Consider the following 13,191-nt stretch of genomic DNA (forward strand, 5'->3'; position numbering starts at 1 on the left):
GCTATGATCGCAGGTTATCGCCGCCCTGACAAGGCAGACGCACATTAAAAAACTGATAAAAGCGGCGCAACTGCTGTTGTGCAACCGACGCTTCAACGCGGCTGAAACGCACTTTTTGGCCCGGCTGTAATTGCGCCAGCTTGCCTAAGTCGACCGGGTTAATAACCCCCAGTTTCGGGTATCCGCCCAGCGTTTGCCGGTCGTGCATCATAATAATGGGCTGTCCGTCGGACGGTACCTGAACCGAACCAATGTTAATGCCTTCGGAAACTAAACCTTGTCTCGGCGTTTTCAGCGCTTTGCCGGCTAGACGAATACCCATGCGGTTGCTGTCTTTACTGACTTCAAAATCTTCGTAGCAAAAGGCTTCACGCACCGACATTGGGAAGTCGTCATACTGATACCCTGGGATAAGCCCCAGCACGGGAGTCTTCGTGTAGTCGCTGCGATACGCCCAACTCACGCGCCTGGACGGTTGCGGTGTGTCACAGTGAAAACTTAGCGTATCACCGCTTTGCAACGGAGAGCCGTCACCCGACAAGCCACCGACACTATCGCGTTCAACCGTGGCGCAACTGTGCCATTTTGGCTCTACCTGAAAACCACCCTGCACCGCCAAATATAAGCGTAAGCCTGCTCTGGCATAGCCAACTTTCAAGCGTTGCCCGGCTTTCACTTCAAAATTCTGCCACAGAGTTAACGGCTCATCATCCAGGTGTGCCTCGGCGTCAGCGCCAGTCAGTGCAAAACAGCCATCTTGCTGAAACTCAACTTCCAAACCGCCCAGAGTAATTTCGAGCTGGGCTGCGTTAAAGCTGTTGCCAAGCAACCGGTTTGCCCATAAAAATGCGTGTTCGTCCACCGGTCCACCGCGGGTTAATCCTTTGGACAAATACCCGAAACGGCCAAAATCCTGAACCGTCGCTCTCATGCCTGCATCAAGAATTTTTATCATGACAACGACTCCAGCGAGCCACCGGCTTGCTCAAATTCGTCTTTCGACACCGCTTTAAACTGCACTCGGTCGCCTACCTTCATTGGGCTAATATTGTCTGCCTGCGGGTCATAGAGGGTTTCTGCCGTACGGCCAATAATGTTCCAGCCTCCCGGCGACACAGACGGATACACGGCGGTTTGCGCCTCTGCTATGGCCACACTGCCCGCTGGTATTTTGGTTCTTGGGTTATCTAAACGCGGCAAGCGCAGCTTCTCGGGCAACTCACCTAAATATGCGAACCCCGGCGCAAAGCCCATAGCGTACACTCGATACTCTTGCTCGGTGTGCATTTTAATAATGCCGTCAATCGACAAGGAGGTTTGCTCTGCCGCACGCTCTAAATCTGGCCCGACGCTGGGGTCGTAGTAAACGTCAATGGTATGCAAGGCGCTCTGCTTGGAAGCACCGCTTGCATCACCGTCTTGCTGCAATTCATCAATAAGCTTACGCACACATTCACGCAGCTCGTCCTCAGAAAGCGACAGCACGTTGTAGTAGATCATCAGAGAATTGTATGAAGGCACCAAATCATAGAGGTTGTTACCTAATGCGCTGCTAACACGGTTAGTTAGTGCCATGATTCGATCGTTCACCTCGGGGTCAATACCTTCGCCCAGATACACCAAAATGGCGTCAGCACCGGCGGTGACTATTTTAGGAAAAGCACTCTCTGCGTTACTCATCACTTCCTTTTACTATTTCTCTCAACTGTTTGACGGTGTCTATGGCCCGGGGGTTGTCGCCATGCACACATAACGAATCAATTTGAATACTCAGTGGCGTACCATTAACGCTGGTAATGGGCTTTCCTTCGGTAAAGGCCTGTGCCTGCTCCAGCATAGCCTCAGTTTCACTGTGTACCGCATCGTCGTGCTTACGCGAGCGAAGCTTACCGTTGTCGTCATAGGCGCGGTCAGCAAAGCCCTCAAACCATAAGGTCACACCAAATTGTGCGGCACGTTCTTTCCATGCGTGGTTCTCCGGTGTTGCCATAATCATAAGCGGCAACTCGTCATTCCCCTGTAAGGCCGAAATGGCCTGACATACAGCGTCGAACAGTGGTCCGTCATTCAGCATGTCATTATACAGCGCACCGTGTGGCTTTACGTATTCCACTTTGGCTCGCTCTCCGGTACAAATACCCTGTAACGCCCCTACCTGATACTGCACCATTGCGGTAACTTCTTCCGGCTTACAGGCCATGTGCCGACGCCCAAAACCGACCAAATCAGGATACGCTGGGTGCGCACCAATGGTAACGCCATACTCCTTCGCCAAACGCACCGTATTTTTCATGGTTAATGGGTCGGACGCATGAAAACCACAGGCAATATTCGCACAATCTATATGCGGCATAATGAGCTCGTCGGCACCCAATTTCCAGGCACCGAAGCTTTCACCAATGTCTGCGTTAAGCGTTACTTTCTTCATTTACGACTCTTTATTTATGATTTTTTCTCTTTCTCTGAACTGCGTGCTTCAATGTCGCCCAGCAGGCGCGTCAAACTGACCGCAAACAAATACAAACCAATGCCGACAGCGCCCAGTTGAAGCGGCGGTAACGCCAGCACAAACAGCTGGTGTTTCACATAAACCGCCACACCACCAATAATGCCCATGGTCGTTATCGCGCTAGCAACTAAAACGACTGGTGGTAACCACGACAGCAACCAACGGAATTTCAACAGCGCACACACACCGCCCAGTACCACACCCCAGGCAATAGGTAAGCCCAGCTGATACCAACCCAGATTGTAGTCCGCTATAACGCTAATCAGCTGCTCTTGAGTGGCTGAGTAGAAAAATAGCCCCACTGCACCGGCTAAAATAACAATCCGCTTTTTTAAATCCATGAATAATTCCCGATGTCCTAATTAGGCTCTTAAACGAAGAGGCTGATAATAAAAATAATAATCGCGATAATGGGTATCCACAAAATAGGCGACTGATACCATTTTAACGGTGCTGTCTGCCCTTTTGAGTCGAGCGAGCTCAGCGTTGGTTGGCGATACAGCCAAATAATACCTACCAACATCAATGCCGCGCCGGCCAAACGAACATTGGTATCGTTGTCACTAACAACACCCAAAACCGCCATTAACAGCCCGGCTATTAGTATTAAAAGAGCAAGTACTCTTTGCCACATACATCCCCCGCGTTTTGTTCTTATAGTTGTTCTTGTTGTTAATCGCTTTATACTAATCGTTTTACTGTAATGACTCTATACTGTATCAGCTTCTGAGGCCATATGTTAAAACGAATTCTGATAGCACTTGCCGCCATTATTATTACCGTTGGGGTTATTCTTGGCAGTGCGGTTATTTATCAAAAAACGACCATGCAGCCCGACTTACCCACCGACGAAGACTGCGGCATTCAACAGTTGGTGAATAATGGCGACGGTTCGTTAGAAGCGCATACTTATTGGTGTGAGCGCGGTAGTGACAAGCAGTGGCAAGGGCATGAAGTGTGGCTTTATGAGCCTCGTGTTGAAAAGTGGCAGCGTATACTGACAACCGAGCACGACGGCTGCATGAAATTAACGCTGAGCGATCAGCAACTGGACATTAACCACGACGGTGATCGCGGCAATATGAACTTGGTGGAACCGGTATTTTTATATAACGACGCCAACGGAGTAAGTCAGTCACTGCCGGTGCAAGTGTCTACCGCCGGCGACGCCGATTGTTCTGGTGAATAACCGAGAGCTAAGCCAGCTTTAACACCCATTTAAGCGGCAGACGTTTCATTAGGAATGCCATTAACGCCCAGGGCCAGTAAGGGACATAAGCTTTTACTGGCTCTTTATTAATGGCTTTTGCCAGTAAGCGACAACCTGTTTCCGTATCCACCATGAATGGTGTGTTTTTCACTTTTTCATTAATTTCAGAGCGAATGTACCCCGGATAAATGGTCGACACTTTTATCGGGCTATTACTGCCGTAAGTTTTCATTAAATCCGCACGAATACCTTCGGTTAGCGACGCCAGCCCGGCCTTGGTTGCTGCATACACCGTCATTGCCCGTGGCATACCACGGAAGGCACTCATGGACGAAATAGTCACCAGATGGCCCTGCTTTTGCTCGCGCAGAATTTCCATAGCCGCTTCGCATTGCGCCAGCGCCGCTACAAAGTTTGTTTCTGCCGTGGCTTTATTAGCCTCAAAGTAGCCCGTACCTAACGCCGCGCCTTTGCCCATGCCCGCATTAATAATAAAGCGGTCAATGTGTCCCTGCTCTTGTTTAAACGCCTGAAACACACGGAATACGTCGTCATGAGCATTTACGTCCAGCGTTTTAATGCTGACGGTTATACCTGAATGCTTATCTTCCAGTTCGTTTTTTAGCGCCTCTAAGCGATCTAAACGGCGGGCACACAGACATAAATTTTTGCCTTCTGCAGCAAACTCACGTGCCATACCCTGTCCTAAGCCAGAGCTGGCACCGGTAATTAAAATAGTTTTCCGTTCTTGCGGCATTGTTGAGCTCTCTTTTTTATTATAATTCGTTAAGCTTTAGCGATATGGCGACGGCAGCGCCACAGCAAATAATTCACCAGGAACCAGAAGTTCTTAAAAGCTTTATTATTGGTTTGCTTATGGTGGTACCGATAGTAAATTTGCTGCGCAATAACCGCCAAGCGAAACAAGCCAAACACCTCATAAAAGGCAAAGTCTTCCACCTTGGTGCCAGTGCGTTCGCAGTAGTAATCAATAATTTCTTTGCGCGTTAGCATGCCCGGATAGTCACTCGGTTGACGTTTGGTTGCTCGTGCCACTTTGTCATCGCTCGCTTCTATCCAATACGCCAGTGAATTACCTAAGTCCATTAACGGATTGCCTAGGGTTGCCAGCTCCCAGTCCAGAATACCGATAATGTCAGTTGGATCTTCCGGGTTCAGAATCAGGTTATCTAACCGAAAGTCATTATGAACCAGACATATTTTCTCGTTCTCTGGCTGATTTTCTTTAAGCCAGCGCATGACTGACTTAGCACCAAACACATTCCAGGTTTTCGCCTTTTCATAACGACTGCACCAGCCGTTAACCTGACGCTCGGTATAACCCTTACCTTTGGCTATTTTACGCAACCTTGTGCTGTCTAAGTCGACATTATGCAATTCAATAAGCTTGTCGAGTGCGTTCGTACAAAGCTGACGTGCCTGCCCGGCGCTTAGGTCCAGACCTTTAGGGAAACGGCGACGCGGAATAATGCCGGTAATGTGCTCCATAACGTAAAACTCAGCACCAATAACCGACTCGTCCTTACAGTGCGCCAGCATACGAGGCACATGGGGAAACGCCGGACGTAAACGCTTTTGTAAGCGGTATTCACGCCCCATGTCATGGGCTGACTTAGCTTTTGTCCCCTCCGGTGGGCGACGTAACACTAACGCTAAACCGTCATAGTCTAAGCGGTACGTCCAGTTCGACACACCACCGGTGTACTGCGTAATTCTGAGCTCACCTCGGTTGTCCGGTAGCTCACGTCCTATGTTCTCAGTCAGCCAGTTGTCCAGTGCTTCAACCGGCAACGCTTCCTCTTCGCGAACCTCGCTCGCTTGATCCGTTATTGTTGACGCGTCAGTCATTAATACGCCCTTTCCACTGTTTTAATTCGTTTTTTGCAATGGTCGCACGGTGCACCGCATCGGGTCCATCGGCAATACGTAATGAACGGGCCACAGTCAGTAACCCCGGTAATGGTGTGTCGTGGCACATAGATGCGCCACCAAACAGCTGCATGGTTTCATCCACCACTTTTTGCAGCACATTTGGTGCCACCAGCTTAATAGCGGATATTTCTTTAATGGCCTTCATGGCGCCAATGTTGTCAATTTGCCAGGCCGCATGCAGGGTCAGTAAACGCGCTTGATCAATCGCAACACGCAAGTCTGCCAGACGCTCGCTGTTGCCGCCCAGCTTCAATAACGGTTCGCCGAAAGCGATGCGTGACGTACCGCGCTCAATGAATAACTCTAGTGCCCGTTCTGCCGCGCCAATAGCCCGCATACAGTGGTGAATACGCCCCGGGCCTAAGCGCCCCTGCGCAATTTTAAAACCAGCACCGGGGCCGACAATAATGTTCTCTTTGGGAACGCGCACGTTGTCGAACACCACCTCGCCATGACCATAAGGCGCGTCGTATTCACCTAACGCCGGCAGCATGCGCTCTATGTTAACGCCTGGGGTGTCTAGCGGTACCAACACCATAGAGTGGCGATGGTGCTTTTCCGCGTCTTCGTCGGTCAGCCCCATAACCATGGCAATTTCAGCGTCAGGGTGCCCTAACCCCGTACTCCACCACTTGCGGCCGTTAATAACCCAGTCGGAGCCGTCGGCAACAATGGTGGTTTGCATATTGGTGGCGTCAGAGGACGCGACATCGGGTTCGGTCATACAAAACACCGAGCGAATGTCGCCGTTTAAAAGCGGCGTTAACCACTGCTCTTGCTGCGGGTCATCGCCAAAGTGATACAGCACTTCCATATTCCCGGTGTCGGGCGCATTACAGTTGAATACCTCGGGCGCTAGCAGACTGCGCCCCATGCGCTCGGCCAGTGGTGCATATTCCAATGTCGTTAAGCCAGCGCCCAGTTCGTCATCCGGCAAAAACAGGTTCCAAAGCCCCTGCTCTTTCGCCAACTGCTTAAGCTCAGCTACTCGCGGTGGCACCTGCCATTCACGCCAATTAGGCGTGCTGTTCAGTCGATAATTCTCTTTTTGATACTGGTCTTCATACGGCTCAATATGCTCGCGCATAAAGGCATCAAGCCGCGCCAAATAGTCCTTTGTTTTCGCACTGTAGGAAAAGTCCATAATGCCCGCTCCCAACGAATAGTTAACAGCATTGTAGACGTGAAAGTGTTGGTGGTACAACCAGAGTTGGAGGATGGAGCAAAACAAGTGATGTGAGTTTGGGTACGCTGCGAGCTCATCCATGAGCTCGCCTCAAGCTCAACAGTCTTTATTAATATCTAACTCGCTAAGATCTATGTCATCTAAGAACAACAAAAATTCATCAGTCTGATCAACTTTCAAATAAACATCTAATTCGGAATTACCCCATGTGAGTTCCTTGCTTTGGCATGCCGATAACAATCTTACATTGATGCTACCAGCCCCACCCTCCTCATGTGCACTACGATATTTGCGAATCGCTTCCTGCCCTTGCTTCATTAATTGAGCGTCCTTTTCAGATAAACGCATCACCGTAAACTGCTCGTCTTTCTCAAGCTCATTTTTTAGTGTTACAGGTATTACATAGTTTGAGTCAACAATCACAGGATAACTATAGCTGAAGCTAGTATCTGGGTTGCCTGTTCTAAAACTAAAGTCAATCACCACATCTCCATCTCTTACATCTACCTCGTCAGGAGATTTCACGGCAACAACGATTTGATTAGGATCTGCCTCTAAAGGGTTTAAGTTCATTAACTTAATCATGGTACTGAGAGGGATACTGCTACAACCGGTAACAACGCTGAGTGTTATAGCAATCAAGAGTGCTTTTAATTTCTTCACAGTTCATCCTAGTTTATTAGTTATTAATGTTAATAAAATGTTTATTTAGGAAGAATCTGACTGTGAACCTGAAGAAAAGTTTCAACTCTGTTAACTCACACCTGTGAGTCGAAAGACAGACATCGTTTCCTCAGCAAAGAGCACCTAAGCTTTTAAATTCATAAAGGTTATTCTGTGTCCCATACAGTTCTATTGTCTCTTTGAAGCTGAAACCAATAGTTTCCAGCAGCTTATTTGATCTAAAGTTGTCGGGAAGAGTGACAGCAACGACCGTATCGAGTGAACAGGTTTTCATAACGGTTTTTAGCGTATTTTCCGCAGCCTCTCTCGCATAACCTTTACCACTGTATTCGGGCAAAAAAGCGTAGCCTAAATCTGGATTATCCAATTCGTCTCGTTTCAGTAAGCCACACATACCAATTGGTGTGTGCGTTTCTTTTAGGCAAACCAAGTTAAGACCGAAGCCGTGCTTCTCATAGCTAGCCATAGGGCCAGTTTTAAGATAATTAATTGCGTCTTCGTGCGTACGAACGTTTTTATCGCCGATGTACCGTATAAACAAGTCATCGTTGAGTAAGCGGACAATAAAAGGAGCATCGCGTAACTCAAACTGTCTTATAGATAACCGTTCTGTTTCGCAAAGTACTTTCATGGAAGCCCTTTTATAGCAATGGTTATTGGTAAACCGAAAGAATTTCCCAGTTATTTTCAAACTCAGCAACGTCTTTGATATTGAGTATCGCTTGCGGTGAAGCCCCGCCTCCAGGGCGGCGGTAGTCGTGCTTTTCCATGAAAGCCACGTACCTATCGACAATTTTCTTCTGTATTTCACGCTCAGTACAGATAAAGAATCTAGCTCCACTGACCCCTGAGTCAGGCAACCGCACCAAAATCCATATCAAATCAGGGTGCTTGAGAGGTGTCAATTCGCCCAGTGTTTGACGATTATTCTTATCAATACTGTGATTACACCACTTATCGATTGTGGACTGAACCAGAGCTCCCCTAGTACTTGCTTTAACCTGAACAGGAAACGACTTTAATGACTCGGAATGCACGGCTGTAACATCAAACCCAGGCACATTTCCAGAGTACGGAGAAGCGTAGTAACCTAACGTACCCAGTACTGCCGACACCAGATGTTCGCCGACCTGCCCTGTTAATTTATTTGATGTGCCTGATGCCATAATATTGTTTTTCTTGTTCTTAACGTTTTGCCAACGGGCGCGCGAAGCGCGTCCAGCACACGAAGTGTGCGACGTTGGGCAACTTGTTATATTTCACATTTCCTCCAAGAGTTTTGATTTTTTTGTATTAAATTCTTCTTCTGTAATTACACCTGAGTTTTTTAATTCAGCTAATTTTTTTAATTTTTCTATGGGGTCAGAATTATTTTCAATTTGTTTTGCGCTAGATACGCTTTGCTGGCTTCTGCCAGCCTCGATTGCATTGACCAGACTTGTTTCACCTTCTTTTTCAAAGGTTTTAAATTCAAGATCATCATGACTTGCATGGAGGCGAATAACTCTATGCCCTAAAAGGGATTGGCGTTCTACTGAGGTAATACTTTTTAGAGGTATTGTTTCTAAAACTTCACCCATGAGGCCTTTTCTATAAAAAATTACACGAGTTTCTGAAACGATTAAAACCCCGTTGTGTTGGGTTTTATCTCCCTTCCCCATCATTTCGCCAATATAGCCATCGGCCCATGCAATTACATTTTCTCCTGATTGCGCATGACGTTCTTTGAACGCTTTTACATGCTTGGATTCTTTTTTCATGGATGGACTCCTTGTAGTGAAATATAACGCCCCCAAGCAGGGGCATATTTTTGCGTTTTGAGCGCAGCGAAGCAAAAATATGTCCCGCTGCCTTGGATTGTTATGTGCGGAAGTTACCGGCCGGAAATTGTTTTTCTTGCTTCTATATGAAGCCTGATCATAAATAGCCCATAGGTTCCCACAGCTATAAACCAAGTGTCCTTAACCCCTTCAATTGGCCCCGTTTTATAAAACCCTAGGAGCCCGAATGATATGAATGATATCGCGAAGAATCCGAACACGGCTCCAACTCTATAGAACTGTGAAGGCATGATTTTACAAACAATAATTTCAAGTACCTTGATTGCTATGAAAATCGCCTCAGACACCAAAAAAGCAAACCCGACCACAACGAAAAAGTATACTAACCCAAGGAGCCAAGAAAACTCCTCAGGTTGCGGGAAGTGGCCAAGCCCAAATTCATTTAGGTAAGCAATAACGATAAAGGGAATAGTCAGTATTCCGCTTACCTGCATCCAATTCTTTAAGTCACCCAAATTGACCACTTACTCTCCCAGTGATTTTTTCACATAACATTTATATACTGCGCATGCGCATTTATAGCGCTCAAAAACAGCACTCTAAACCGTCTTAAACAACTGATAATAACTACTATTTTCACCATTAATTCAAACTTTCCCGAAAAACTATTCGAGCATGCTCACTTTCGCTCTTATTAATGCGCAATATGAGACTTTAATTTTTTGTTATATCTATGACGATAAAAGAGTTAACCCCATAAGGCAATACTAAATCGAGCAACTTCGCCGACCGATATGCGCCAAGCATCACCACCAGCAGTTGAATCAGCGAGCCACTAATAACGAGCCGTTCCCCCCCCCCGTACCAAACACATCACATCTAACGTACAATACCCACCCTAACCACCACCAAACTGCACACAATTACATGACCTTTTCTGATCTCAAACTTTCCCCTGAAACCCTTACTGCCCTTTCACGTCAGGGGTACAGCGAACCTACACCTATTCAGGCGCAGGCAATTCCGTTGGTGCTTGCAGGGAAAGATGTCATGGCCGCAGCGCAAACGGGTACGGGAAAGACAACGGCCTTTACGGCGCCTATTTTAGAGCTTCTGAAAGGTAAAAAGCGCGCCAAGGCAAACACAGCGCGTGTGCTTATTTTAACGCCCACTCGAGAATTAGCGGCTCAGGTGAGTGAGAACGTTGCAAATTTAAGCGCAGGTCTGCCATTGAATTACGCGGTGGCGTTTGGTGGTGTGAAAATTAATCCGCAAATGATGAAGCTTCGCAAAGGCGTGGATATTCTGGTGGCAACGCCGGGCCGCCTGCTGGACTTATACAAACAAAACGCGGTTCGCTTTCCTAAGTTAGAAGTGCTGGTTCTGGATGAAGCCGACCGCATGCTTGATATGGGCTTTATTCACGACATTAAGAACATTATTAAGTTACTGCCGGCTAAGCGCCAAACGCTGCTGTTCTCGGCAACCTTTTCTGACGACATTCGAGCGCTGGCTAAAAGCTTGCTGAAAAGCCCGGTCGAAATTGCCGTGGCACCAGCCAACGCCACTGCCGAGCCTATTGAGCAAACAGTGTATGAAGTACAAAAAAGCCAAAAGCTGGGACTGTTATTAAAACTACTGAAAAGTCTGGAGCAACCCAAATTGCTTGTGTTTTCGCGCACTAAGCAAGGGGCTAACCGGCTAGTTAAGCAGCTGGATAAAGCCGGCTTTTCGGCAGCGGCTATTCACAGCGCCAAAAGCCAGGGCGCCCGTACCAAAGCATTGGCTGATTTTAAAGGCGGTAAGGTACAAGTGCTTGTCGCCACTGATATTGCCTCACGCGGCATTGATATTGAAAAGCTGCCGTACGTTATCAATTACGACCTCCCCCACGTCGCGGAAGACTACATACACCGTATTGGCCGTACTGGCAGAGCCGGTCAAACTGGTCATGCTATTTCTTTGGTTACAGACGAGGACGCTGAAGCGCTGAAAGCCATTGAAAAGCTAATAGGCGAGACGATTGAGCGGTGTAAATTAGAGTGACTTGCTTGGTAAATAATGCTCAATATCTGTAGAAGGCTTACCAAAGAAGTACCCCTGGAAATGCTCGCACCCCATATTCTGCAAACGCTTGAACTGTTGTTCGGTTTCCACACCCTCTGCAATGACGGTAAGGTTCATGCTGCGACCTAAGCTAATAATGGTTTCGGTTAATAACGCCCCTTTACTGTGTCCATCTAAGTCGCGCACAAAAGCTCGGTCAACTTTGAGTTCGTCAAGCGGCAGCCTTGTGAGATAAGCTAAAGAAGCATAGCCAGTGCCAAAGTCGTCGAGCGAAATCGACACGCCCAGTTCACGCAGACTGGCCATTTGCTCAACAATAAAATCAATATCGTCGGCTATGAGACTCTCTGTCAGTTCAAGGCATAAACACTTGGGGTTTGCGCCAGTGGTTTTGAGGATATTTTTCACGCGCTGGACAAAGTCCCCACGACGAAACTGAACCGGGCTAACATTGACAGATATGTTAAAGCTTTCACTGCTCTTTTCAGCGCCCCATTTCACCAGTAGTTGGCAGCTCTTTTCTAAGACCCAGTCACCCAGCGCGATAATACTGTCATTCGCTTCGGCAATAGGAATAAAGTCATTGGGCGAGAGTGTCTTAAACTTAGGATGATGCCAACGAAGAAGCGCTTCAAAGCCAGTAATGTTCTGATTCTGATCGACTTGCGGTTGCAGCGCCAGAGCCAGTTCGTCATTGTCGACAGCGTGATTTAGCGCCTGTGATATTTCTAAGCGCTTTTTAACCGATGACTCCATCTGTGAGTCGAAAAAGCTAATATCAGTGGTATTGGAGCGTTTCGCCATTTTAAGAGCAATATCCGCCTGGCGCAGCAATTCGTCTCCGGATAATATTCCGGGACAATGAAAAAGCGTAATTCCAATGCATGCATTGAGTTGGTGCGACCGTCCATCAAGAATTAATGGCGCTTTTAATTTTTGAAGAATTTGAGTTGCCATTAGTTCGGCCTCTGCTGCAACAGCATCGAGTGAGGATGTCGAGCAAGGTAAAACAAGAGCAAACTCATCCTTACCAAGACGAGCCAGGTCATCTGGAGAAGAACTAAATTGCTGCAAAGATTCAGCGCAACTTACCAGCACCCTGTCACCAAAACTGTAGCCCAGACTATCGTTAATACTGTGAAACTTCTCAATATCAACGATAAGCAACGCAGCAGCGGAGGTATCACTGCTTGTGTTGCGCATAGCGCTGGTTATTCGCTCCAGTATCAAACGACGGTTGGGTAACCCAGTTAGTGAGTCATAATAAGACAGGCGCTGAACTTCTGCTTCAGCCATTTCTAATGAACGCATATCCGCATCCATACAAAACATAATGGGTTCATCATTCGGCAGGGAAACGACCGTATGGCTTGAATACACAGGCACCGTGGAGCCGTCTTTATGTTTGAGGTTCAATCGCGCTGGTGGAATACCCTCTTCGTTGTCAAACATCCAAGCAACGGCTTGCTTTACTTCGTCGCGCATCTCATGAGGGATAATTAAGTCAAAAAGGCTGCGCCCAAGCGCTTCGCTGGTGGAATAACCGTATATCCTTTCTGAAGCGGCATTCCAATAGACGACCGAGCCATCCACGCGATAGCCTTGAATAGACATAGCTTGTGTATCATCGAAGAGCTTATGGAACCGTGCTTCGCTAATTTGCTTGTCGCGGTTATTCGTCATAAAAATTAGCCGTTGCTTAATTTATCGGTGAGACGTCGAACTTACATTAAGCATAGAAGATAATTGATAATATTGTTAAATAAAGGTTGTTTGACGATCAATTTTCTTAAGCGGAAGG

The 13,191-nt window shown here is 47.4% G+C and carries 16 protein-coding genes; 2 read left to right on the top strand and 14 right to left on the bottom strand.

Translation table 11 applies throughout. From position 1 onward, the window contains the following. Position 1 precedes the first annotated feature (1 nt). Genes CWI73_RS02880 through CWI73_RS02900 form a run of 5 tightly spaced genes read right to left on the bottom strand, consistent with a single transcriptional unit; the run spans position 2 to position 3,143 of the window. A complete protein-coding gene (locus CWI73_RS02880; RefSeq protein WP_126751461.1) occupies positions 2-955 on the bottom strand; it encodes a 5-oxoprolinase subunit C family protein in 954 nt (317 codons plus the stop codon). Then, positions 952-1,680, bottom strand: coding sequence for a 5-oxoprolinase subunit PxpB (gene pxpB / locus CWI73_RS02885; RefSeq protein WP_126751462.1), 729 nt, complete (start codon positions 1,678-1,680; stop codon positions 952-954). The genes CWI73_RS02880 and pxpB overlap by 4 nt, the downstream gene beginning before the upstream one ends. Further along, positions 1,673-2,428, bottom strand: coding sequence for a 5-oxoprolinase subunit PxpA (locus tag CWI73_RS02890; RefSeq protein WP_126751463.1), 756 nt, complete (start codon positions 2,426-2,428; stop codon positions 1,673-1,675). Before CWI73_RS02890 ends, pxpB begins: the two co-directional genes overlap by 8 nt. Before the next feature lie 14 nt (positions 2,429-2,442). Continuing rightward, entirely contained in the window at positions 2,443-2,850 is a 408-nt protein-coding gene (locus CWI73_RS02895) for a hypothetical protein (RefSeq protein WP_088768004.1), read from the bottom strand. Between the two features lie 29 nt (positions 2,851-2,879). Next, a complete protein-coding gene (locus CWI73_RS02900; protein WP_058578982.1) occupies positions 2,880-3,143 on the bottom strand; it encodes a hypothetical protein in 264 nt (87 codons plus the stop codon). 102 nt (positions 3,144-3,245) lie between these two features. Between CWI73_RS02900 and CWI73_RS02905 the strand changes: the two genes are divergently transcribed. Then, entirely contained in the window at positions 3,246-3,698 is a 453-nt protein-coding gene (locus CWI73_RS02905) for a hypothetical protein (RefSeq protein ID WP_126751464.1), read from the top strand. A gap of 7 nt (positions 3,699-3,705) precedes the next feature. Here the strand turns inward: CWI73_RS02905 and CWI73_RS02910 are convergent, their stop codons facing one another. From CWI73_RS02910 to CWI73_RS02945, 8 genes are all read right to left on the bottom strand, one after another. Beyond that, positions 3,706-4,476 carry an SDR family oxidoreductase gene (locus tag CWI73_RS02910; protein WP_126751465.1) on the bottom strand — a complete coding sequence of 257 codons (771 nt, stop codon included), beginning with the start codon at positions 4,474-4,476 and terminating at the stop codon, positions 3,706-3,708. Positions 4,477-4,505: 29 nt separating this feature from the next. Then, positions 4,506-5,588, bottom strand: a complete 1,083-nt coding sequence (locus CWI73_RS02915; RefSeq protein WP_126751466.1) for a phosphotransferase family protein — start codon at positions 5,586-5,588, stop codon at positions 4,506-4,508. Continuing rightward, on the bottom strand, positions 5,581-6,816 hold the full coding sequence (locus CWI73_RS02920) for an acyl-CoA dehydrogenase family protein (protein ID WP_126751785.1): 1,236 nt from the start codon (positions 6,814-6,816) through the stop codon (positions 5,581-5,583). Before CWI73_RS02920 ends, CWI73_RS02915 begins: the two co-directional genes overlap by 8 nt. Before the next feature lie 138 nt (positions 6,817-6,954). Then, complete coding sequence (locus CWI73_RS02925; RefSeq protein WP_126751467.1) at positions 6,955-7,521, bottom strand: hypothetical protein; 567 nt, start codon at positions 7,519-7,521, stop codon at positions 6,955-6,957. 130 nt (positions 7,522-7,651) lie between these two features. Beyond that, positions 7,652-8,173, bottom strand: coding sequence for a GNAT family N-acetyltransferase (locus tag CWI73_RS02930; RefSeq protein WP_126751468.1), 522 nt, complete (start codon positions 8,171-8,173; stop codon positions 7,652-7,654). A 22-nt stretch (positions 8,174-8,195) separates the two neighbouring features. After that, positions 8,196-8,708 (bottom strand): hypothetical protein, encoded by a 513-nt coding sequence (locus CWI73_RS02935; RefSeq protein ID WP_126751469.1) that lies wholly within the window; start codon positions 8,706-8,708, stop codon positions 8,196-8,198. 93 nt (positions 8,709-8,801) lie between these two features. After that, positions 8,802-9,302: an SHOCT domain-containing protein gene (locus tag CWI73_RS02940; RefSeq protein ID WP_126751470.1), complete on the bottom strand. Its 501-nt coding sequence runs from the start codon at positions 9,300-9,302 to the stop codon at positions 8,802-8,804. A gap of 113 nt (positions 9,303-9,415) precedes the next feature. Then, on the bottom strand, positions 9,416-9,838 hold the full coding sequence (locus CWI73_RS02945; RefSeq protein ID WP_126751471.1) for a hypothetical protein: 423 nt from the start codon (positions 9,836-9,838) through the stop codon (positions 9,416-9,418). A 412-nt stretch (positions 9,839-10,250) separates the two neighbouring features. On the opposite strand from CWI73_RS02945, the gene CWI73_RS02950 reads away from it, so the two are divergent. Further along, on the top strand, positions 10,251-11,369 hold the full coding sequence (locus CWI73_RS02950; protein WP_126751472.1) for a DEAD/DEAH box helicase: 1,119 nt from the start codon (positions 10,251-10,253) through the stop codon (positions 11,367-11,369). Here the strand turns inward: CWI73_RS02950 and CWI73_RS02955 are convergent. Then, positions 11,361-13,073, bottom strand: coding sequence for a putative bifunctional diguanylate cyclase/phosphodiesterase (locus CWI73_RS02955; RefSeq protein WP_126751473.1), 1,713 nt, complete (start codon positions 13,071-13,073; stop codon positions 11,361-11,363). The genes CWI73_RS02950 and CWI73_RS02955 overlap by 9 nt on opposite strands. Positions 13,074-13,191 lie beyond the last annotated feature (118 nt).

The sequence above is a fragment of the Idiomarina piscisalsi genome, from assembly GCF_003987095.1.
Taxonomy (GTDB): Bacteria; Pseudomonadota; Gammaproteobacteria; order Enterobacterales; family Alteromonadaceae; genus Idiomarina; species Idiomarina piscisalsi.